At 63.5% G+C, this 22,492-nt stretch carries 13 protein-coding genes and 1 pseudogene; 3 read left to right on the top strand and 11 right to left on the bottom strand.

Going from position 1 to position 22,492, the window contains the following annotated elements; all coding sequences use genetic code 11:
• Positions 1-4: 4 nt before the first annotated feature.
• Positions 5-1,501, top strand: a complete 1,497-nt coding sequence (locus tag HNO82_RS07565; protein WP_175343256.1) for an aminotransferase-like domain-containing protein — start codon at positions 5-7, stop codon at positions 1,499-1,501.
• A gap of 48 nt (positions 1,502-1,549) precedes the next feature.
• Here HNO82_RS07565 and HNO82_RS07560 read toward each other — a convergent pair whose 3' ends face one another.
• The 6 genes from HNO82_RS07560 to HNO82_RS07535 form a co-directional block, all read right to left on the bottom strand.
• Complete coding sequence (locus HNO82_RS07560; RefSeq protein WP_175343290.1) at positions 1,550-9,493, bottom strand: calcium-binding protein; 7,944 nt, start codon at positions 9,491-9,493, stop codon at positions 1,550-1,552.
• A gap of 131 nt (positions 9,494-9,624) precedes the next feature.
• Positions 9,625-11,328, bottom strand: coding sequence for a peptidase domain-containing ABC transporter (locus HNO82_RS07555; RefSeq protein WP_175343255.1), 1,704 nt, complete (start codon positions 11,326-11,328; stop codon positions 9,625-9,627).
• Positions 11,329-11,357: 29 nt separating this feature from the next.
• Positions 11,358-13,028 (bottom strand): biopolymer transporter ExbB, encoded by a 1,671-nt coding sequence (locus HNO82_RS07550; protein ID WP_175343254.1) that lies wholly within the window; start codon positions 13,026-13,028, stop codon positions 11,358-11,360.
• A gap of 127 nt (positions 13,029-13,155) precedes the next feature.
• Positions 13,156-14,529: an HlyD family type I secretion periplasmic adaptor subunit gene (locus HNO82_RS07545; protein ID WP_008327703.1), complete on the bottom strand. Its 1,374-nt coding sequence runs from the start codon at positions 14,527-14,529 to the stop codon at positions 13,156-13,158.
• Positions 14,526-15,299 carry an OmpA family protein gene (locus HNO82_RS07540; protein WP_175343253.1) on the bottom strand — a complete coding sequence of 258 codons (774 nt, stop codon included), beginning with the start codon at positions 15,297-15,299 and terminating at the stop codon, positions 14,526-14,528. The genes HNO82_RS07545 and HNO82_RS07540 overlap by 4 nt, the downstream gene beginning before the upstream one ends.
• Before the next feature lie 12 nt (positions 15,300-15,311).
• Positions 15,312-16,934, bottom strand: coding sequence for a TolC family protein (locus HNO82_RS07535; protein ID WP_217509837.1), 1,623 nt, complete (start codon positions 16,932-16,934; stop codon positions 15,312-15,314).
• A gap of 444 nt (positions 16,935-17,378) precedes the next feature.
• Between HNO82_RS07535 and htpG the strand changes: the two genes are divergently transcribed.
• The gene (gene htpG / locus HNO82_RS07530; RefSeq protein ID WP_175343252.1) at positions 17,379-19,289 is read left to right on the top strand and encodes a molecular chaperone HtpG; all 1,911 of its coding nucleotides are present in this window, start codon (positions 17,379-17,381) and stop codon (positions 19,287-19,289) included.
• A 287-nt stretch (positions 19,290-19,576) separates the two neighbouring features.
• Here the strand turns inward: htpG and HNO82_RS07525 are convergent, their stop codons facing one another.
• The 3 genes from HNO82_RS07525 to HNO82_RS07515 form a co-directional block, all read right to left on the bottom strand.
• Entirely contained in the window at positions 19,577-20,029 is a 453-nt protein-coding gene (locus tag HNO82_RS07525) for an outer membrane lipoprotein (RefSeq protein WP_008327699.1), read from the bottom strand.
• A gap of 166 nt (positions 20,030-20,195) precedes the next feature.
• On the bottom strand, positions 20,196-20,648 hold the full coding sequence (locus HNO82_RS07520; protein WP_175343251.1) for an Mpo1 family 2-hydroxy fatty acid dioxygenase: 453 nt from the start codon (positions 20,646-20,648) through the stop codon (positions 20,196-20,198).
• 32 nt (positions 20,649-20,680) lie between these two features.
• The gene (locus HNO82_RS07515; protein ID WP_008327697.1) at positions 20,681-21,430 is read right to left on the bottom strand and encodes an SDR family oxidoreductase; all 750 of its coding nucleotides are present in this window, start codon (positions 21,428-21,430) and stop codon (positions 20,681-20,683) included.
• 244 nt (positions 21,431-21,674) lie between these two features.
• On the opposite strand from HNO82_RS07515, the gene HNO82_RS07510 reads away from it, so the two are divergent.
• A complete protein-coding gene (locus tag HNO82_RS07510) occupies positions 21,675-22,157 on the top strand; it encodes a DNA-deoxyinosine glycosylase (protein WP_175343288.1) in 483 nt (160 codons plus the stop codon).
• Positions 22,158-22,178: 21 nt separating this feature from the next.
• On the opposite strand, the pseudogene HNO82_RS07505 reads toward HNO82_RS07510, so the two are convergent.
• Positions 22,179-22,280 (bottom strand): annotated as a pseudogene (locus HNO82_RS07505) (type II toxin-antitoxin system Phd/YefM family antitoxin); the annotation flags it as partial.
• A 64-nt stretch (positions 22,281-22,344) separates the two neighbouring features.
• The gene (locus HNO82_RS07500) at positions 22,345-22,485 is read right to left on the bottom strand and encodes a hypothetical protein (RefSeq protein WP_167386284.1); all 141 of its coding nucleotides are present in this window, start codon (positions 22,483-22,485) and stop codon (positions 22,345-22,347) included.
• Between the last annotated feature and the right edge of the window lie 7 nt (positions 22,486-22,492).

Here is a 22,492-nt window from a genome sequence, read left to right as displayed (position 1 = left end):
TAAAATGACCAATACAGTCAAGCATCTGCGCAGTATTCCCTCCAAGACACTGGCCAGTGACAGCGCCCTGCCCGGCTGGCCGCTGCTCATTCGCGAGAGTGGCGAGTCGCTGGTGGACCAGATCGTGCGCGGCGTACGCGCCCGCATCGATGACAAGCTGCTGCGTGGCGGCGCGCGCATGCCCTCGATCCGGCAGTTTGCCGATGCCCACGAGATCTCGCGCTTTACCGTGGTGGAAGCCTTTGACCGGCTGGTGGCCCAGGGCTATCTGGAGTCACGCCGGGGCTCGGGATTCTTCGTCAAGGAACGGGTTGCCGTCGCCAACGGCTACGGCAACCTGGCCGCGCAGGCTGAGGCGGTGGCCGAGGCCGAACGCGGGCTGGATGTGGTCTGGCTGGTCCGCAACATGTTCCGCCAGATGCCGCCGCACAAGATGCCCGGGGGCGGCCTGCTGCCGCCGGACTGGCTCGATGGCGAACTGATCGCCAATGCCCTGCGCGCCATCAGCCGTGACAATCCTTCCCTGCTGCTGGGCTACGGCACACCGCTGGGTTTCCTGCCGCTGCGCCAGCAATTGCAATTGAAGCTGGCCGAGCTGGAAATCGCGGCCGCGCCCGAGCAGTTCGTGCTGACCACCGGCGTGACCCAGGCCATCGATACGGTGGCGCGCCACTTCCTGCGGCCGGGCGATGTGATCTTCGTGGATGATCCGGCCTGGTTCCTGATGTTCGGTTCCTTTGCCGCGCTGGGGGCCAGGATCGTCGGCATCCCGCGCCTGGCCGATGGCCCGGACATCGCCCAGCTGCGCGAGCTGGCGGCCATCCACAAACCCAAGCTGTACGTGATCAACTCGGTGCTGCACAACCCGACCTCGACCTCGCTCTCAGCTGCCAAGGCGTTCCAGGTGCTGCGTATCGCCGAGGAGCATGACTTCATCATCGTCGAGGACGACATCTATTGCGACATGCACCCCGGCTCGGCCGTGCAGGCCGCCACGCGCATTGCGGCGCTGGACCAGTTGCAGCGGGTGATCTATCTCGGCGGGTTTTCCAAGACCCTCTCGGCCAACCTGCGCGTGGGCTTCATCGCCACCTCGGCCGAACTGGCGCGCAGCCTGGCCGACCGCAAGCTGCTCTCCACACTCACCACCGGCGAGATCGGTGAACGGGTGGCCTACCGGGTGCTTTCCGAAGGGCATTACCGCAAGCATGCGGAACGGCTGCGGGCGCGTCTGAACGGTGCGCGCGACAAGGTGATGCGCCAGCTGGAGAGGATGGGCATGGAGGTGGAGGATCCGCCGCCCTGCGGCATGTTCCTGTGGGTCGATACCGGGCGCGATACCAACGTGCTGACCGAAGAGGCGATGGAACAGGGATTCCTGCTGGCGCCGGGCAGCCTGTTCTCGCCCTCGCAACTGCCCTCCACCCGCATGCGCATCAACGTCGCCGGGATGTCGGACCCCGGCATCTGGCGCTTCCTGGAAAAGGCGATGGACCGCTGACCATCGCCCTCTTCCCGCACGGCAGGCCGGCCCCGGCTCATCGTTCCATCAGGCCGTCACCAGATGGATGCGGGCAATTTCCTGATTGCTGGCGTTGTAGAAGGCATAGTCGGTCGAACCGGGGAAGTAGACGTAGTGGTCAGAACCATTGGCCATGATCTGCAAGCTCTCCGAGGAACTCATCTTGACGGTCAGCACCTTGGAGATGCCGCTGCCGTCCATGCCCATCTGACGCACGTCATCGGCCGTGATGATGACGTTGGTACCGCTGCCGGCACTCACGTCCAGCGTGGTGATGCCGGTGACCTTGCTGGAGAAGTTGCTCAGATTGAGCGTCGAACCCAGATCGGCGAAATGCAGCGTGGTCACGCCGGCGCCACCGCTGATGCTGTGGATGTTGGCGCTGCCGGTGGTCTGGTTGACCATGTCGCTCTGCGCCCCCGCCGAACTGTGCGAGCCGGCACTGACGTTGATCAGGTTGCTGCCGCTGCCCACCGTGACCGAATTGCTGCCGCCATCGACCACGTTGAAGATGTCGGTGCCCGAACTGGCGCCGCCGCCATCGAGTACGTTGGTGGTGGTGGTGCCACGCGCAGAGAGCACGTTGGCCGCACTGTTGCCGGTCAGGGTGCTATCGACGTTGGCACTCCCTTCCAGGTTGGCAATGCCGATGTAGCTGTCGCCGCTGGCATCGCCGCCGCTACCGCCCGACACCAGGCTGGCGGAGATCGTACTGCCGGTCGAATACAGGTAGCTGACCGTATCGCTCCCCCCTGCCCCGCCGTTGAAGATGTTGGCCGCACTGCTGGCATAGAAGGTATCGCTGCCGGCACTGCCGGTAGCGTTCTGGATGTTGGCGTAGGTATCCCCGGCTGCATAACCGCCACTGCCGGTGCCATGGAACAGATCCACCACCACCGCCGAGCTGCCCGAGCGTGCATAGTTGACGGTGTTGTTGCCTGCCCCGCCATCGAAGAAATTGGCGACGCCGCTGGCATAGAAAGTATCGTTGCCCGCGCCGCCGGTGAGGTTGTCGATGTTGGTGAAGGTGTCACCCGCCGCGTAGGTGCCGGTGGCCGCCAGGGTGTTGGTCAGGTCCACGGTCACGCCGCCGGTATCGTATTCGTAGCTGACGGTGTCCACGCCATTGCTGCCGCCGTCGAATTTGTTGGCTTGGGTACTGGCCTTGAAGAGGTCGTTGAAGGCGCTGCCGATGACGTTGTCGATGTTGACCAGGATATCGCCCTGGGCATCTCCTCCCGTGCCGGATCCGTTCTTGAGGTCGATGGTCACGGCCGAGCCGGAACCGGCATACGAGGCATAGGTCGACGCACGATTGCCGTTGACTGCGGTGATGGTGTCCGCACCTGCACCGCCCTCCAGCACCGACTGCGTACCCGCCGTGGCGAAGCCGGTCAGGGTGTCGTTGAAGATACTGCCGACGGCGTTTTCGATGCTGACATAGGTGTCGCCCTGCGCATAGTTGCCGCTGCCGGTGCCCGTGGACAGGTCCACGGTCACGCCGGTAGTACCGTCACCGCTGGTGGAGAGCGAGTAGTTGACCGTATCGGAGCCCCCCGCGCCACCACTGAGCTTGTTGGCATTGGCACTGGCGAAGAAGGTGTCGTTCTGGCTGCTGCCGATGAGGTTGTCGATGTTGAACAGCGTATCGCCCTGGGCATCGCCGCCGCTGCCGGTGCCGGCCTGCAGGTTGATGCTCACGCCCGCTGACGAGCCGGCATAGGACGCATAGGTATCGGCACGGTTGGCGAGCACGGCAGTGAGGCTGTCAGCGCCCTTGCCGCCGGTCAGCACCGAGCTCACACCCGCCGTGGCGAAGCCGGTCAGGGTATCGGCCCAGTCGCTGCCGATCACGTTCTGGATGTTGGCGTAGGTATCGCCCTGGGCGTAGTTGCCGCTGCCGACACCGGTTGAGAGATTCACCGTCACGCCGGTGGAACTGTTGCTGCTGGCCGAGCCGGCATAGCTGACGGTATTGGACCCGGCACCGCCATCCATGAAGTTCACCGCCAGGCTGGCCACGATGGTGTCATTGCCGCTGCCGCCGGTGGCATCCTGGATGTTGGCGTAAGTATCGCCATTGGCCAGGCTGCCCGTGCCGCCGCTGCCACTGCCGGTGAGCAGGTTGATGGTTTCATCGGCGCTGGAATTGACGTAGCTCACGCGGTTGTGCAGCGAACCGGTGCCGCCATCGAGAGCGTTGGCCGCTGCGCTGGCGATGAAGACGTCATCGGCGGTACCGCCGGTGGCGTCCTGGATGTTGGTGTAGGTATCACCGTTGGACAGGCTGCCCGTGCCGCCGCTGCCGCTGCCGTTGAACAGGTCGATGGTCTCCGAGACGCTCGAGGTACTGTAGTTGACGCGGTTGTGGCTGCCACCACCGCCATCGAATTTGTTGGCCGCGCTGTTACCGTAGAAAGTGTCGTTGCCGCCGCCACCGGTGACGTCCTGAATGTTGATGTAGGTATCGCCATTGGCCAGGCTGCCCGTGCCACCACTGCCGGTGCCGGTGACCAGGTTGACGGTTTCGTCGGCACTGGAATTGGCGTAGCTGACCAGGTTGTGCGAACTGGCCGTACTGGTGCGGCCGTCGAAGAAGTTGGCCGCGCTGTTGGCGATGAAGACATCATCGGCCGAGCCGCCTGTGACGTCCTGGATGTTGGTATAGGTATCGCCATTGGCCAGGCTGTTCGCGCCACCGCTGCCGGTGCCGTTGAACAGGTTGACCGTTTCGGCCACGGTGGAACTGCTGTAGTTGACGCGGTTGTGACTGCCGCCACCGCCATCGAAGAAGTTGGCGGCACTGGTGCCGTAGAAGGTGTCATTACCGCTGCCACCGGTCACGTCCTGGATGTTGGTGTAGGTATCGCCATTGGCCAGGCTGTTCGTACCGCCGCTGCCGGTGCCTGCGATCAGGTTGACGGTTTCATCGACCGTGGAGTTGGAATAATTGACCCGGTTGTGCGTACCGCCACCGCCATCGAAACTGTTGGCGGCGCTGTTGCCGTAGAAAGTGTCATTGCCGCTGCCGCCGGTGGCATCCTGGATGTTGGTGTAGGTGTCGCCGGCTGCCAGCGTGCCGCTGCCCAGTCCGGTGACAAGGTTGATGGTCTCATTGGCCGTGGAGTTGGCATAGCTGACACGGTTGTGCGAACTGGCCGTACTGGTGCCGCCATCGAAGTTGTTGGCCGCCGCGCTGGCTACGAAGAGATCATCGGCCACACCGCCGGTAGCGTCCTGGATGTTGGTGTAAGTATCGCCATTGGCCAGACTGCCGGTACTGCCACTGCCATTGCCGGTGAACAGGTCGATCGTTTCGGAGACCGTGGAGCTGCTGTAGTTGACCCGGTTATGGCTGCCCCCACCACCATCGAAGTTGTTGGCCGCCGTGTTGCCGTAGAAGGTGTCATTGCCGCCCCCGCCGGTGACGTCCTGGATGTTGATGTAGGTGTCGCCGTTGGCCAGACTGCCGGTGCCACCCGTGCCCTGGCCGGTGACCAGGTTGACGGTTTCATCCACGGCGGAATTGGTGTAACTCACACGGTTGTGCAGCGAGCCGCTGCCACCGTCTAAGGCGTTGGCAGCCGCGCTGGCGATGAAGACGTCATCGGCCGTACCACCGGTCACATCCTGGATGTTCGTGTAAGTGTCGCCATTGGCCAGACTGCCCGTGCCACCCGACCCGGTACCGGCGAACAGGTTCACGGTCTCGGCCACGGTGGAGCTGGCGTAGTTGACCCGGTTGTGACTGCCGCCGCCACCATCGAAGCGGTTGGCCACCGTGTTGCCATAGAAGGTGTCGTTGCCGCTGCCACCGGTGGCATCCTGGATGTTGGTGTAGGTGTCGCCTGCTGCCAGGCTGCCGGTGCCGCCGCTGCCCTGGCCGGCGAGCAGGTCGATCGTCTCGTCGACACTGGAGTTGGCGTAGCTGACCTGGTTGTGCGTGCCGCCGCTGCCGTCGAAATGATTGGCCGCAGCACTGGCGATGAAGGTGTCATCGGCGCTGCCACCGGTGGCGTCCTGGATGTTGACGTAGGTATCGCCATTGGCCAGGCTGCCGGTACCGCCTGTGCCCACGCCATTGAACAGGTCCACCGTCTCGGCCACGCTCGAGTTGACGTAGCTCACGCGATTGTGCGAGCTGGCCGTGCTGCTGCCGCCATCGATGAAGTTGGCGGCGGCGTTGGCGATGATGAGGTCGTCGCCCGAACCACCGGTCACGTCCTGGATGTTGGTGTAGGTATCGCCCGCAGCGTAGGTGCCGCTGCCGCTGCTGGTGAAGAGGTTGATGGTCTCGCTGGTGGTCGAGTGCGCATAGCTGACCCGGTTGTGCAGCGACCCGCTACCGCCGTCGAAATTGTTGGCCGCCAGACTGGCCACGAAGGTGTCATCGTAGATGCTGCCGGTGAGGTCCTGCACATTCACCAGCTTGTCGCCCGCCGCATAGCCGCCGGAGGTGCCGCTACCATTGGTGAAGCTCAGGTCCACCGTGACGGCGGCGTCGGAACCGGCATAGCTGACGCGATTGTGCGAACTGGCCGTGCTGGTGCCGCCATCGATGCTGTTGGCCTCGCTGCTGGCGATGATGACGTCGTCGAGCGAGGAGCCGACCACGTTCTGGATGCCGGTGTAGGTATCGCCCGCGGCAAAGCCGCCACTGCCGCTGCCGGTCACCAGGTTGACGGTGACTGCCGCCGTCGAGAAGGCATAGCTGACCGTATTGGAACCCAGCCCGCCGGCAAGGACATTGCTGTTGCTGTCGGCGATGAAGGTATCGTCGTAGGCCGAACCGATCACGTTCTGGATGCCGCTGTAGGTGTCGCCCCCGGCGAAGCCGTTGCTGCCGGTTCCATGGAACAGGTCGACGGTGACGCCGTTGCCGTCGCTGGCCTTGGCATAGCTCACCGTATTGGTGCCGGCCCCGCCGACGAAATCATTGGCAGCCAGGCTGGCGATGAAGGTGTCGTCGGAGGCGCTGCCGGTGACGTTCTGGATGTTGACGTAGGTATCGTTGTCGGCATAGCCGCCACTGCCGCTGCCCAGCACCAGATCCACCGTGACGCCGGCGTTCGATGCGGCATAGCTGACCCGGTTGGATCCGGCTCCGCCGTCGAAGTTGTTGGCCGCGGCACTGGCCACGAAGCTGTCATTGCCAACACCGCCGGTGAGGTCCTGGATATTGGAGAGCTTGTCGCCCTGGGCGTAGCCGCCTGAGGTGCCGGTGCCGTCGGTGTAGTTCAGGTCCACCGTGACCGCCGTGGTGGAGGCGGCATAGCTGACGCGGTTGTGATTGGAACCGGCGCCATCGAAGGTATTGGCATCGGCGCTGGCTACGAAGGTATCGTCGTAGGCACTGCCGATCAGGTTCTGGATGTTGCTGAAGGAGTCGCCCGCCGCATAGTAGCCGCCGGTACCGGTGCCGATGGCATTGGTGAGATCGACCGTCACGCCACCTGTCGAGTAGATGTAGCTGACCGTATTGGAGCCAGCGCCGCCGTCGAAGTTGTTGACGTCGGCGCTGGCGATGAAGGTATCGTTGAAGCTGCTGCCGACCAGGTTCTGGATGTGCGCCAGCACGTCACCCTGGGCATAACCGCCAGAGGTACCGGTGCCATCCGAGTGCGTCAGGTCGACCGTGACGGCGGCATTGGAATTGGCATAGCTGACCGTATCCGAACCGCCCAGCCCACCGTTGAAGTTGTTGGCGGCAGCACTGGCGATGAAGGTATCGGAATATGAACTGCCGACGATGTTCTGGATGTTGGTATAGGTATTGTTCTGCGCATAGCCGCCGCTGCCGCTCAGGGTGATCATGTTCACCGTGACCGCGCCGGTCGATGCCCCGTAGTTCACCGTATCGGACCCGCCGCTGCCGCCATCGAAGTGCACGCTGTCCACCCCGGCGATGAAGACGTCGTCAAAGGCCGAGCCGATGGCATTCTGGATGTGGTTGTAGCTGTCGCCCTCGGCATAGCCGCCGGTACCGCGTCCGGAGACGAAGTTGATCGATACTCCCGTCGTCGACCCGGCATAGCTGACCGTATCGCTGCCGCCGCTGCCGCCATCGAAACTGTTGGCGTCGGCGCTGCCCACGAAGGTATCGTTGTAGGCGGTACCGATGACGTTCTGGATGCGCACGTAGCTATCGCCCGCCGCCGCCCCGCCGCTGCCCACCCCGCTTTGCAGGTTGACGTTCACCCCGGCATTGGAGTTGACATAGGACACCGTATTGGAACCCAGCCCGCCATCGAAGCGGTTGGCGTCGCCACTGGCGATGAAGATGTCGTTGTAGTCGCTGCCGATGGCGTTCTGGATATGTGTATAGGTGTCGCCCTGCGCGTATCCGCCCGACCCGGTGCCGGTGACCAGGTTGACTGTCACGGCACTGTTCGATGAAGCGTACGACACTGTATCGGACCCGCCGCTGCCACCGTCGAGTCGGTTGACCGCTGCATTGACCACGAAGGTATCGTCGAAGGCACTGCCGCGCAGGTTCTGGATATTGCTCAGCTGGTCGCCCTGGGCATCCCCGCCCGTGCCCGCCCCGGTGACCAGGTTGACTGTCACGCCGGCGGAGGACCCCGCATAGCTGGCCGTGTTCACGTTGGTGCCGGTGCTGTTGAGGCCGCCCACGATCTGGTCGGCGCCGGCGCCCCCTTCGAAGAAGGTATTGCCGCTGCCGCCGATCAGGACGTCGTTGCCGGTGCCGCCATAGAGCAAGTCATTGGCGTTGCTGCCATAGACGGTCACGCCACCGTTGCCGGCATGGATCTCGTGCGGCAGGCCCTGGGCCGGCAGCACCAGCACCGGGTCGCCGGTGGCCGGGTCGAGATAGCTCAGGTCACCATAGGCACTGGCATCCTTGATGGCCACGTGGCGAGTGTCGTTCAGGGTGAGCTGGCCATTGGAGGTAGCCACCACGGTGGTGAAGCTCAGATCGAAAGCCTGGTGTACCGGTGAGGCTGAATTGGCTTCCACCGTACTGTACTGGAACTGTAATGGGAAGTCGGTTTGACCGGCCGCCACCGACACCTGGAAACGTCCGCCACCGAGGTCGGTACCGTTGACGATGGACATGCCCGCCGGTACTCCCGAGACCGTCACCGACACCACCGTGCCACTGCCGGTGATGGTGACGTCGAACACCTTGATGAAGGTGCCGGCATTGTTGCCCGCCGCGTAGATCGTATGCACGCTGTCGGGGGCATTGATGACCTGGGTACTGAACTGCAGCGGCAGCCCGGCATCGCTAGCCGAAGCGGCCACGCCACCGCTCCCCCGGAGAACATCGCCGCTCTGCGTGGTCGTGGCGAGGTTGACCAACTTGATCGCCATCGATGGCTGCGAAGGATCGACCACGATGGTGGAGGGCTGGCTGCCGGGGCGTTCCGGCGGCAGCTGCAGATCGCTCGGCTTGACGGGGGCGTCGTTGGAATTGGGATTGATCTGGGGCGAAAACACCGGGGGAGTGTTGGACACCAGATCCTGCGCCGCCGCTGCCGTGGCCCCCACGGTGGTGTGGGTGGTATCGCCGCCGACGACAGGACCTGCCGAGGTGGCCGACTTGGAGCTGGCGCTGCTGCTGGTCAGGGACGCCGCATTGTCACTGATGATCTGGGCGAACTGGGTGGCGCCCTCGCCGCCGATGCTGGCCGAGTTGCGATCCACCGTCACCGTCTGGGCCGGGGCCACGTTGGGCGCCGAGCTCACGGGATCGGAATTGAGCACGCGCGACTGATCGTTGGGCTTGAGCGCGATCTTGCCCACGGTATCGAGCAGCTTGCCGGTATCGGCGCTGGTGTCGGTGAACTTGACCTTGGACTTGTCGTCCATCGCCTCCATGGCGCCGCCGGCCAGCACCACCTTGGTGCCGTCGGCCATGTGCAGCACCATGTCCACGTCGACCACCTGCACGTGCTGCACGGCCGCGCGGGTGGCACTGACCTGGAAGCTGCCGGCCTGGTCGGGCATGACCACCTTGACGGGGCCTGCCACCTTGTCCGCGGAGTTCGCTTGTGATGAGCTTGCGGTTGCCATGTTTCCTCGCTATCGAAGATCGTTCGAGTTTCGAATCTGGTTCGGTGTGATCCTGCCTGGCAGAGTCACTGCAAAATCTGGTCGCGCGGTCCGTCTGCCACGATGCGCCCGCCCTCGATGACGATGATGCGGTCCACGTGGCGCAACAGCGCCGGGCTATGGGTGGCCACCACCAGCGTGCGCGGGCCTGCATAGGCCGCCAGCCGCTCGATGATGCGGGCCTCGGTCTGCTGGTCCACGCCGGTCGTCGGTTCGTCCAGCAGCAGGATGCGCGGGGTGCAGGCGATCACGCGGGCCAATGCCACCATCTGACGCTGGCCGCCGGAGAGATTGCCGGGCGCCTTGATGGCCTGATCCAGGCGCAGCTCGCCGCGCGCGATCAGGTCATCCAGTGACGATACCGCCAGCGCCGCTTCATAAACCTGGCCCGGCACGCGGTCGCCCACAAAAATGTTGGCCGCCACCGTGCCATCGAAGAGGAAGGGTTCCTGCGGCTTGAAGCCGATGCAGCGCATGCGCACTTCGGGGGCATAGGCCGTCACGGCCACGCCATCGATGAGGACGTGGCCTTCGTCGGGCTTGTGCAATCCGGCCAGCGCCCGCAGCAGCGTGGACTTGCCGGAGCCGGAACGTCCTACCAGGCCGACCTTCTCGCCAGGCTGGATGGTCAGCGAAATATTCTTCAGGGTCGCATTATCCTTCTGGTCCAGGTGCAGCAGCAGATTGCCGACCTGGATCAGGCCGCGCATTTCCTGGCGTAGCACGTCGGCGGTCGGGGTTTCTTCCTGCTCTTCGAACAGCTGGTCGAATTCGGCGCGGGCACGGCGGAACATCTCGATGCGCCCCAACAGCGCGGCCAGCGAGGACAGCACCGTGGTGGCGCGACTGATCAGCAGCGAACAGGCGATGAGCGCACCGACGGTCAGCAGGTTGTCTTCCACCAGATAGACACCGACCACCAGCGTGGCCACCGAGATGAAGGTGTAGCCGACGGTGGAGATGGCGTAGCTGGTGTTCATCCAGAAACGGCTCTTGGCCTGGGCCACGGCATTGGCGCCGGCATCGGCCAGGAAGGCGCGCATGAGGCGGTCCTGCAGGGGCGTGGTCTTGAGCGTTTCCATGCCGTAGACGATGCTGGCCAGCTTGTCGACCTTGCCGGTGCCGGCCTTCATGGCGGCATGGGCGTAATCGTTGGCCGGCACCTTCAGCAGCAGTTGCAGCCCCACCAGCAAGGCACCGCCCACCAGCAGCACCCACACCATGTGGCCGCCGATCAGGCCCAGCACCACCAGATACAGCGCCAGGAACGGCAGGTCCACCAGCAGCAGCATGTAGTTGGAGGACAGCAGGTCGCGTGCGGCCGACAGATCGCGGTAGCGCGCCAGCACCACGCCCACCGGGGCCTGTACCTTGGCTGTCAGCAGGCGGCGTGCCGAGACTTCGTCGAATTCGCCATCCAGGCGACCGGCCAGTTGCTCGGTGTAATACACGCGGATGATGCGCAACACCAGCTCCAGCCCGATGAAGAGCAGCATGCCCAGCGTCAGCGCCCAGAGCGTTTCCGGGATGTGATTGCCCAGCACCTTGTCGTAGATCAGCCGCGAATACAGCGGCATCAACAAGCCCAGCAGATTGACCAGGATGCCGGCGACGATGATTTCGACGAAGCGGCTGCCATAGGCGCGCAGCAGCGTCAGGTAAGTGGGATCGGCGCGCAGGTCCGTGCGGACTTGCGGCTGATCGATGTGGACCTGTTCGCTGGCGTTCATGGTGCGCGGTGATCGTCGTCAGGCCGGCATCAGGCCTGGCCGCCGCGATTGGTCGCGGTGAGTTCGCGGATCGCTTCGCGCAGCTCCAGACGCAGGTCCTTGACCATGGTCTGGCGGCCGCTGCGCATTTCTTCGATGACGGTCTGCCAGTTGATGTTCTGGCGCATCAGCGCTTCGGTGATGGAGGTCAGCGATTGCGGGATGGCCCCCAGGTTCTTGACGCGGTCGTTCTGGGTCGCCATGTGCTTGGCCAGGTCGATCTGCAGCTGGCGGGCCGAGAGCGCATCGCGCGCCATGTTGCTGGAGTTCTCGCCGATGGTGTTGCCCAGTTCGTTCAGACGAGCCGCCACGGTGGCCTGCAGTTCGCCCTGGTACTGGATGGCACCCATCTCGTCGGCCAGGCGTACCGAGATCTGGTTCAGCAGCGCCGGCAGTTGCGCAATATTCTGCGCGTTCTTCTCGTTCATGCTGGAGATTTCGCCCTGCTGCGCCTGCAAGGAACTGAGCGCCGTGGACAACGCCAGTTGGCCGGTCTGGATGGTAGTGACGATCTGCGGCAGCACTTCGAAGGTGCGATTGGCGATATCGCCATTGACGGAGAGGCGCTCTTCCAGCGAGGACAGGCTGTCGGAAAGATCGCGCGCCGAGGTGATCTTGGTGTTGATCAGCTGGCCGACGTTACGGATTTCTTCCAGCGTCTGCTGCGCGGTTTCGTGCATGCGCGGACCGAAGGCCACCAGTTGGCGCAGGCTGCGCGACTCTTCCATGCTGTCGTTGAAGAGCTGGACGATGTTGTTCAAGCGATCGTTCAGACCTTCCAGCTTGATGCCGGCCTGCAGCGAGGCTTCCGAACTGTTGCGCGCAGCCATGATCGATTCGCGCTGCAACACCATGAGGTCCTGCAGGAATTCGGCGAGGAAGGTTTCGGAGACGCCCTGGCGCTGGGTGGCGGCCGGGCCGCTCATGTCATGCACCACGTGCTGCACCATGTCGCTGATACATTCGCGGGCCCGGGTGACCAGCTTCTTGCTGGCCGCGCGCAGGGGCGTCAACGTCAGGCCCAGGGCCAGCGAACCGATCAGGCCGAACATCGACGCCGAGAAGGCCGTCCCCATCGACGCCAGCGGCTTTTGCAGGTCGGCCACCAGGTGCATGAAGGAGGCATCCATGTCGCCACCGGCACTGGCCTTGCCGAAGCCGTCGATGAGCGCCGCCGTGCTGACCAGCGTTTCCAGCAGACCGATGAAGGTGCCCAGCAGGCCCAGCGCGATCATGAAACCGGTCAGGAATTGCGGGAACTCGGTCTTGGCATCGAGATGGGCGCGCAAGTCATGCAGCGAGCCCTCGATGGTTTCCTGTTCGATACGCGAGGTCAGGCGACCCTTGGTGCTGGCCACCGAGACCAGCACCTGGCCGATCTCCGTGCCCTCGAACTCGGGCGCCTTGACCAGGCTGTCCATCGATTCGCCGGCCTTGGTGCGGTCGTAGAACTGCATCAGCTTGTCGTATTCCCAGTTGACGCGATAGAGGTTGTAGAAGATCAGGCTCACCCCGAACACCGCCACGGCGATGATGAAGAGATTGAGGAAGGGATTGATCTGGATCGCATGCCCCACGAAGGCCCGGAACAGGAAGGCCCCGAACAGCAGCAGGAGCGTCGGGATGGCGGCAAGTGCGTAGAACTGGCGAAGATTTTTCATACGTGCGAGGTTCCGGAGAAAAGAACGCAGGGAAAATGGCTGGTGCAGAAAACGTCAACTGCCGCAAAGCCTTGGTGGATGAGGCTTTGCGGCGAAGCATAAGTCACTGCGGGGATGGCGGCGCAGTTCATCGCGGCTCCCGCAGGGCACCCTGGCCGAAGCGCGACAGCGGCGACATCAGGTATTGCCACACCGTGCGGCGGCCAACAATGATGTCGGCGCTGGCGGTCATGCCGGGCATCAGGGCCAGCTTGCGCTGCAGTTCGTTGTCGCCGCGCTGCACGGCGATCTTGATGCGGTAGCTGCGCTCGCCGCGCGGATTGTTGTCATCGGGGACGGTGTCGGCGCTGATCTCGGTGACCACGCCTTCCATGGCGCCATAGACGCCATAGTCATAGGCCGATACCTTCACGCGCGCCTTGGCACCGGTGACCAGTTCGGCGCGGTCGGTGGGGGAGATGCGGGCTTCGATCACCAGCTTGTCATCGCTGGGGGTCATCTCGATGATGGGGTCGCCCGGGCGGACCACACCGCCGACGGTATTGATCAGCACGCGGTTGACCACGCCATCCATGGGCGCCTTCACCTCCGAGCGCGAGACGCGGTCATTGCGCGACTTGATCTCTTCCTGCAGGCGGGCCAGTTCGTTTTCGGCAGCGGTCAGCTCGGTGCGGGCGTCCGATCGGAAGCGCGACGACGCTTCTCCCATCTTGGCCTGGGACTCGGCGATGGCGGCCTTCAGGCGCGGGATCATGGCTTCGTTGGCGGAGAGCTTGCTCTGCGCATCCTGCACGCGGGCAGCGGCCTGGATGTCTTCCAGCTGCGAGGCGGCATTGCGTTCGAGCATGTTGTGGATCAGCTTGTACTGGCGCTGTGCCAGATCCAGTTCGCTGGTCTGGCTCTTCTGGCGACTGATGGCTTCACCCAGTTCGGCCTGGCGTTGCGCGGACTGTTCGCGCAATACCGACATTTCCTGCGTGAGCTTGGCCGAGCGCGCAGCGAAGGCGGCCTGTTCGCTTTGCACGGCGGGGTCGTCGTGTTCCAGGTCGGCCGGCATCTGCAGGCTGGCGGCTCCGGCGGCTTCGGCCGAGAGGCGCGCGATCTTGGCGCGCAGGCCGAGAATCTTCACGCGGCCTTCGCCGAGGTCGGCATTGGCGCGCACGTCAGCAATCGAGACCAGGGTCTGGCCCTTCCTGACCACCGCACCCTCGCGCACCAGGATGGCCGAGACGATGCCGCCTTCCAGGTGCTGGATGATCTGGTTGTGTTCGGAGGCGACGATGCGCCCGTTGCCCCGCACCACCATGTCGATGGGGGCCAGCATCGACCAGATCACCAGCAAGACCAGCAACAGCGCGCAGGCCAGCACCGCCAGGCGCGGTCGCGGCATGCTCTGCAACTGGCCCAGGCGACGGTCCAGCCGCGGCGCCACACGGCGCATGAAGCCCTTGCTGCGGGAACTGATCCCGTGGCCGGTGCCGGGCTTGAGCGAGAGCGTCATTTTGGCTGGGCCTGGTATTGCACGATCACACGAGCATCGTTGCCGTTGCCGTTTTCATCGGTAGCCACGCGACTGGTGACGCGCGCCTTGTCCACGCCGGCGTCGATGAGGTAGTTGCGTACCGCCACCGTACGGTAGTAGGCGCGGCGCCGGCTCTCGCTGTAGGCGCCGCTGCCGATGACGCCCGTGACCACGATCTTGCCCTGGCTGGACTTGGCGCGGCGCACCCAGTCGCCGATGCTCTTGTCGAGGGCACGGCTACCCTCCTCGTTCAACTGGGTGGAGTCGGCGTCGAAGTTCAGGGTCACGGCCTTTTCGTTGGCATCGATGCGCAGGCCGGGTGCAACTTCCTTGTCATTGGGTTCGGTCTTGACCTGGATGGCGTTGGGGCTGGACGGCGCGGCGGCGCTGCGCAGGCTGCCATTGTCGGATTGCAGCGGCGGCGCCGCCAGCCTGGCTTTGAGGCTGGCCACTTCGCGCTTCAACTGTTCGATCTCCTGCGCCTTCTCGCGCTCGCCCGGGGTCTCGGCACTGTTGGTGCTGTTGCTGTCGGCGGTGGCGATGGTATCGGTCTTGGTTGCCTTGGATTGGCCCACAACCTGCACCTGGCCCTGCGAGATCAGCTTGCTGACCTTCATCTGCGCCAGCTTCTGGGAGTAGTAAAACAGCGTCACCACGAACACCACCACCACGAAGATCATCACCAGCACCACGTTGGACAGTGCGTCCACGAAGCCTGGCCAGAAATTCTGCTCACGTCCGCCCTCCATGGTTCCCCCGTCCTATTTGGCTGCCCGCGCGGGCAGAGTTTCCAGCGCCGATGCGCGACCGGTGTTGCGCAGGATCTGGTAGCTGATATCGGCCTGCTGGAACAACAGGTTGGCAAAGTCCATGCGCGCCTGGTAGGCCTGCTGGTAGGCGTCCAGCACGTCCAGCAATTGCTTGCTGCCGGTGGAGAGCTGCTCCAGGAAGACGTCGGCCACGTTGGCGTTGGTGAGATAGGCCTGGCGCGAGATCTCCATGCGCTTTCGCACCGCGCCCAGGGTGCGGTAGTTGATCTCGATCTGCTCACGCAATTTGCGTTCCAGGTCGAGCGCGGTATTGCTCTTTTCCACGTACTTGGCGCCGGCCTGCTTGCTGTAATACAGGTCGGACCCGCCATTGAGCAGGTTCATGGTCACCACCATCATCAGGCGACGATCGGTGGTCAGCTGCAGGCTGTTGTCGGTGGTGTCGATGGCGCCACCGGCACCCCGGGTCTTGGTCTGGGTCCATTCCAGCGCCAGCGTGGGCGAGAACCTGGCGCGCGCCGACTTCAGTTCCTGATTGGCGGCATCGACATCACGCCGCGCCGCGCGCACGCCGGGGTTGGTGTCGTAGACATCCTGCAGGGCCAGCTTGGAGGTGTCGGGCACGACCGGCATCATGTGGTCCGGCACCTCGATCTGCTCGATCTTGCGGCCGGTGATCTGGTTCAGCGTCACCATGGCGCTTTCCAGCGCGCCTTCGGCCTCGGCCACGGCCGACTGGGCCGTGAGCGAGCGCCCGCGCACCCGTTCAAAATCGATGCGGCTGGCGCCGCCGCCCTGGAGGCGCTTGTTCATGTAGTCCAGCAAGGCGGCCATACGTTGCGCATAACTGCGCGAGAACGACAGCGTGGCATAGGCGCGCATGACGTCGTAATACGCCTTGATGGCGTTGTAATACAGGGTCTCGCGGGCATCGTCGCGGCGCAGGTCGGCGGCGTCGGCCAGCGCGCTGCTCTTGCGGTAGTCGTAATACGAACCGGGTGCGAAGATCGGCTGGCGACCGATCACGGTCACGTCCCAGCGCTTGTGATAGGAGGCGCGCTGGATCAGGCCGGTATTGGGATCGATCACCGAGGACGGCGAGGAATATTCATTGCCCTTCTGCGCCCGCACATCCAGAGTCGGCCCCAACTGGCCGGCCGTGGCCTTGGAAGCATAGCGCGCCTGGTCGGCCTGGGCCGCCGTGGCGGCGTAGCTGTAGCTGTTGTTGAGGGCAAGGTCCAGCACGCTGCGCAGACTCAGGTCCGCTACGGTCTCGCCTTCGGTGACGATGCTGATCTGCGGCAGGGCGATCCGGTTGCCGGCAAAGTCCGGATCGGACTGGCGCAGCAACAGCAGGATTTCATCCTGCGGCGAGCCCGGCGGGGTGTCGGCCGGCAAACCCGGCAGGCGGTAATCGGCGGCGGACGGCCCGGCAGGATCGGCACCCAGACGGATCTGGGGCGGCGTATCGAGCTTGTTGTCGGCCGTGGACGGTGTGGCCTGCATGGCTGTGGCGGCGGCCAGCGGCGGCTTGTCCGCCGCCAGCAGCGCATGATGCGCGGCCAAGCCAAGTGAAACGCCCAGTATGAAACGCTTGCTTTTAAGAACTCTCATCAACACGATCAGCCGGTATCCCACCGGCCTCCCCTACCCAACCCGCATCCCAGGAAAGAATCGGCAGCCCTCGCCGCGATTCCCGTCATCAAGCCGGGGAACTCCTGTTCTTTTTCTTGTGAAGCACCGGCCTGCACATCCGTTCGATCAGCCTGATCGAATTTGTTACTATTTTGTTAAAACAATTCTATCACCGGCGAATTGCAGCTCAATTACAAAAAGACGGGAAAAATCGTTTAATTTCAATTGACTTGATAAAAGTTAACTTCGGCAATTATGGTCAGCTTGTTGCCGTCATGCCATCGGGAAATGCCGGAGGGGCAACAGAGAGAACAAAAACAACAAAAATGCGGTTGAAAAACCACAAGTCTCTCCCTATATCCTGCCCACAGACGATTAGCTCTGCCTATTTCACTCATCCCTTTCTTCAATAAGGACAACCGCATGGCAACCGAAAAACAGACCATGGGCTTCCAGGCCGAAGTCAAGCAACTGCTGCAATTGATGATCCACTCGCTGTATTCGAACAAGGAAATCTTCCTGCGCGAGCTGGTCTCCAATGCCTCGGATGCGGCCGACAAGCTGCGCTTTGAGGCCATCAACGATGGCAGTCTGTTCGAGGACGATCCGGAACTGAAGATCAAGATCAGCTTCGACAAGGCGGCGCGCACCATCACCATCTCCGACAACGGCATCGGCATGAACCGTGACGAGGCCATCTCGCACCTGGGCACCATCGCCAAGTCGGGCACCAAGGAATTCTTCTCGCGCCTGTCGGGCGACCAGCAGAAGGACGCCGCCCTGATCGGCCAGTTTGGCGTGGGCTTCTATTCGGGCTTCATCATCGCCGATCGCATCACGGTCGAGACGCGCCGTGCCGGCACGCCCGCTTCCGAAGGCGTGCGCTGGGAATCCGAAGGTGCGGGCGACTTCAGCATCGAGCAGATCGACAAGCCGGGTCGCGGCACCGACATCATCCTGCACCTGCGTGAGGGCGAAGATGAATTCCTTTCCGCATGGCAACTGAAGTCCATCATCCGCAAGTATTCCGACCACATCTCCCTGCCCATCCTGATGAACAAGGAAGAATGGGATGAGGAAAAGAAGGAAACCGTGCAGAAGGACGAGCTGGAAACGGTCAACCAGGCCAGCGCCCTGTGGACCCGCAGCAAGTCGGACATCACGCCCGAGCAGTATGAAGAGTTCTACAAGCACGTCTCGCACGACTTCGGCGCGCCGCTGGCCTACACCCACAACCGCGTGGAAGGCCGCAGCGAATACACCCAGCTGCTCTACATCCCGGCGCGCGCCCCCTTCGACCTGTGGGACCGCAACAAGCGCGGCGGCATCAAGCTGTATGTCAAGCGCGTGTTCATCATGGATGATGCCGAGCAGCTGATGCCGGTGTATCTGCGCTTCGTCAAGGGCGTGATCGATTCGGCCGATCTGCCGTTGAACGTCTCGCGCGAGATCCTGCAGGAGTCACGCGACGTGCGCGCCATCCGCGACGGTTCGGCCAAGCGCGTACTGAGCCTGCTGGAAGAACTGGCCAACAGCGAAGAGCAGGCGCAGAAGGACAAGTACACCACCTTCTGGACCGAGTTCGGCCAGGTGTTGAAGGAAGGCATCGGCGAGGATGCGGCCAACAAGGAACGCATCGCCAAGCTGCTGCGCTTTGCTTCCACCCACAACGACAGCGAGGTGCAGAATGTGTCGCTGGCCGATTACGTGGGCCGCATGAAGGAAGGACAGGACAAGATCTACTACGTCACCGCAGAGACGTTCCAGGCCGCCAAGAACAGCCCGCACCTGGAAATCTTCCGCAAGAAGGGCGTGGAAGTGCTGCTGCTGACCGATCGCGTGGACGAGTGGATGCTGTCCTTCCTGACCGAGTTCGAGGGCAAGGAACTGGCGTCGGTGGCCAAGGGTGGCCTGGACCTGGGCAAGCTGGAAAACGAAGACGAGAAGAAGCAGCACGAAGAAACGCAAGCCGAGTACAAGGATCTGGTCGAGAAGATGAAGACCGCTCTGGGCGACAAGGCCAAGGAGGTACGCGTGACCTTCCGCCTGACCGATTCCCCGGCTTGCCTGGTGGCCGACGAGAACGAGCTCTCGGGCAACCTGGTGCGCATGTTGAAGGCGGCCGGCCAGGCTGCGCCAGAGTCCAAGCCGACCCTGGAAATCAACCCGGACCACCCGCTGGTGCAACGCCTGAAGTACGAAGAGGCGCGCTTCGACGACTGGTCGCACATCCTGTACGACCAGGCCCTGCTGGCCGAAGGCGGTGCGCTGGCCGACCCGGCCAGCTTCGTCAAGCGCTTGAACGACATGCTGCTGGCCATGGCCGCGAAGTAAGTCTGTTCATCTGTTGCCGCATGCCCGCCGCCCTCGCTGGCCTGGCGGGCAGGAACGCCGCCTGGGGGACTATCCGGGCGGCGTTTTCTTTCATATCGGCGTTTAGCCACCCGGTTGGCGGCAGGTGGGTGCCCAAGGCAGGCAAGACGGCCCAGGGAGACCGGCCGGCGGACGCCTCATCGCAGCAAGAACCTGCTGATCCTTGGGCACGGAACTGAATGAATGGGCGAAATCGGCGAAAAAAAAAGCAGGACCGCAGTCCTGCTTCTTCATATGCCTGGCAACGATCAGTGCGTCACGCGGGTAGTACGCCCGTTGGACAGCAGGCGCACACGCTCGCCGACGCGGAAAGGTTCATCTGCATCCTGGGTGATGGCGCGCAGTTCGCCGTTGTCCAGGCGCACGGTGATTTCCAGGCCCGGACGGTTGTTCAGGTGGGCTTCGGCCTGGTTGCCCAGGACACCACCGGCCAACGCACCGACAATGCCGGCCGCCAGCGCGCCGTTGCCGCCGCCGATGTTGGAGCCGGCAGCGATGCCACCCAGCGCGGCGCCACCGAGGGTGCCGATGCCGCTTGAACCCTTGTCGATGGTGACGTTGCGGATCGACTCGACCACGCCCATGCGCACGGTCTGCTCGCCCTGGGCCTGGCGGGTGTTGTAGACGCTGGCCGAGTTGGGTGTCACTGCGCAGCCGGCTACCAGGGAGCCCAAGGCTGCGATCAAAATCAATTTCTTCATACTGAAAACTCCGACTGAGAACTGTTTGGCCCGTCTCCGGGCGGCGGGGGAATTCGGGCGTCCGCGCGAACGCAACATGATCGCGCATCCGGCGCGGATGCACACATTCCTTTACATCTTAATACAAAGATGTCCCGCGCCGACAATCTGTCCTCTGCGGCGCGCCTCAATACGTGATGTGCCAGCGGCGGTACAGGAAGGCCAGCACGAACAAGGGCCCAATCAGCAAAAACCGCAGGTCCTCGAAGAAGGATGGCTTCTTGCCCTCGATGCGGTGGCCGATGAACTGGCCGATCCAGGCCAGCACGAAGACCGTCGCCGACACCGGCAGCACGGCCCCCAGCGGCAATCGCGCCAGCACCACCAGCATCACCGCCGACATGGCCAGCATGCCTACGGCAAAGGGCGGCGACAGGCGCAGGTAGTAGGCCAGCGCAGCGGCGGCCACCACCAGGGCCACGGCGGGCGACACGATCCAGCACAGGCCGAGCAGCGAAAATACGATGGCCGGCACACAGATGCAGTGGATCAGTTCATTCATCGGATGACGATGACTCTCGGCATAGCGGGCCAGCAGCACATCGATGCGGCGCGGGGAGACGGTGCTGGTGCTGTCCATGGGAGCTCCTCGTTCAATGAGCGGGCGTAGCTTCAGCGGCCGCCGGAGACGTCAATGAAGGTGCCGGTGGCATAGGAAGACTCTTCCGACAGCAGCCACAGGATGGCGTTGGCCACTTCCTCGGCGGTGCCGCCGCGCTTCATGGGGACGGCATCCTTGAGCCGGTCGACACGGCCCGCTTCGCCACCACTGGCGTGGATGTCGGTATAGATCAGGCCGGGACGCACGGCGTTCACGCGAATGCCCTCGGCAGCCACTTCCTTGGCCAGGCCGATGGTGAAGGCATCGATGGCGCCCTTGGAGGCGGCATAGTCGACGTATTCCCCCGGACCACCCAACTTGGCCGCCATCGACGAAAGGTTGACGATGGCCCCGCCCTGCCCGCCGTGACGGGTGGACATGCGCTTGACCGCCTCGCGCGCACACAGCAGGCTGCCGGTAACATTGGCCACCAGCACGCGGGTGATGCGCTCGGCGCTCATGGCGTCCAGGCGGGACTGGTGCTCCAGGATGCCGGCGTTGTTGACCAGGGCGGTGACGCGGCCCAGCTCCTGGTCGGTGGTGGTGAACAGGCGCAGCACGTCCTCCTCTTTGGAGACGTCGCCCGCGACGGTGATGGCGCGGCCGCCGCCGGCGCGGATCTGCCCGGCCACCGATTCGGCAGCCTCACGGTTGGAGACGTAGTTGACGCAGACCGCGTAGCCACGTTGGGCTGCCAGCAGCGCGGTGGCCGCGCCGATGCCACGGCTGCCGCCGGTGACGATGATGACTTTATCTGTCATGTTCAGTTTCCCTTGAATGAATGGCCCGGCGCGTGACGCCAAGGCAGCTTACGCTAAGATGTGAATTCTTGTGCATTTTGCCGCAAGCCTGACGCCTCTGCAGCCGCGCCATTGTGCACGCACTGCGATGCGGGTAGCGCTTGCTGAAATTCTTTTCATCCCAGCCGTTTCCATGCCTGCTCGCCCTTCCTCCGCCGCTGATGCTGATGCTGACCACGATGCAGATACATCTGCAACTGATCCCTTGCTGGCCAGCTTTGCGCCGGTGGTGGCACCCGATACGCGCATCCTGATCCTGGGCAGCCTGCCGGGAGCGGCTTCGCTGGCGATCCGGCAGTATTACGGGCATCCGCGCAATGCGTTCTGGCGGCTGGTCGGCGAAGTGATCGGGGTCGACCTTTACGCAATGGACTATGCCGCCAGGCTGGCCAGCTTGCTGCAGCATCGCATCGGCTTGTGGGACGTGATCGCCCAAGCCAGGCGTATCGGCAGTCTGGACAGCGAAATCAGGGATCACAGCGGCAATGACTTGCTGACGCTGATCGCCAGACTGCCTGCACTGGAGACCATCGCCTTCAATGGTGGGACCGCCGGCAAGATCGGGACCAAGGCGCTGGGCGCCAAGGCGCAGGACTATCGGGTGGTGGTGCTGCCGTCGAGCAGTCCGGCGCATGCGGCGTTGGGGTATGAAGACAAGCGGGCGCGCTGGCGGGCTGCATTGCGCTGATCGTCAGTGGCTTCGCATACCGGCATCCCGCCGGGTGATCAAGGTCACATCGGCATCTTCGACGACGCGATCAATCACGTTCTTGAGGTTGCTGCGGGCGCCAGTAAAGTGGACTGTGCGCATGGGTCGCCTCCTGCGATGACCCAAAGCTGCACTTAGCACATGCACATGTCAAGCATTCTTTAAATCACTTCCTGAGGAACAGGTAGTCATAAAACTCCCCCGAAAACCCGCCATTGAAGATCAAATACTGCAACGCCTTCGCGAAAAACACGATGGCGCAGAAGACGATGGCCAGCTTCAGGCAGAGGATGAGGTTCTTGAGCATGGTCGAA

The sequence above is a fragment of the Herbaspirillum sp. C9C3 genome (assembly GCF_013359625.1).
Lineage (GTDB): Bacteria > Pseudomonadota > Gammaproteobacteria > Burkholderiales > Burkholderiaceae_D > Herbaspirillum.
This window is presented reverse-complemented; position numbering and strand designations above follow the sequence as displayed.

Excerpts from the sequence above, each read along its gene's own strand:
- HNO82_RS07565 (WP_175343256.1), top strand. The coding sequence starts at position 5 with ATGACCAATACAGTCAAGCATCTGCGCAGTATTCCCTCCAAGACACTG.
- HNO82_RS07560 (WP_175343290.1), bottom strand. The coding sequence starts at position 9,493 with ATGCCCGACCAGGCCGGCAGCTTCCAGGTCAGTGCCACCCGCGCGGCC.
- HNO82_RS07555 (WP_175343255.1), bottom strand. The coding sequence starts at position 11,328 with ATGAACGCCAGCGAACAGGTCCACATCGATCAGCCGCAAGTCCGCACG.
- HNO82_RS07550 (WP_175343254.1), bottom strand. The coding sequence starts at position 13,028 with ATGAAAAATCTTCGCCAGTTCTACGCACTTGCCGCCATCCCGACGCTC.
- HNO82_RS07545 (WP_008327703.1), bottom strand. The coding sequence starts at position 14,529 with ATGACGCTCTCGCTCAAGCCCGGCACCGGCCACGGGATCAGTTCCCGC.
- HNO82_RS07540 (WP_175343253.1), bottom strand. The coding sequence starts at position 15,299 with ATGGAGGGCGGACGTGAGCAGAATTTCTGGCCAGGCTTCGTGGACGCA.
- HNO82_RS07535 (WP_217509837.1), bottom strand. The coding sequence starts at position 16,934 with ATGAGAGTTCTTAAAAGCAAGCGTTTCATACTGGGCGTTTCACTTGGC.
- htpG (WP_175343252.1), top strand. The coding sequence starts at position 17,379 with ATGGCAACCGAAAAACAGACCATGGGCTTCCAGGCCGAAGTCAAGCAA.
- HNO82_RS07525 (WP_008327699.1), bottom strand. The coding sequence starts at position 20,029 with ATGAAGAAATTGATTTTGATCGCAGCCTTGGGCTCCCTGGTAGCCGGC.
- HNO82_RS07520 (WP_175343251.1), bottom strand. The coding sequence starts at position 20,648 with ATGGACAGCACCAGCACCGTCTCCCCGCGCCGCATCGATGTGCTGCTG.
- HNO82_RS07515 (WP_008327697.1), bottom strand. The coding sequence starts at position 21,430 with ATGACAGATAAAGTCATCATCGTCACCGGCGGCAGCCGTGGCATCGGC.
- HNO82_RS07500 (WP_167386284.1), bottom strand. The coding sequence starts at position 22,485 with ATGCTCAAGAACCTCATCCTCTGCCTGAAGCTGGCCATCGTCTTCTGC.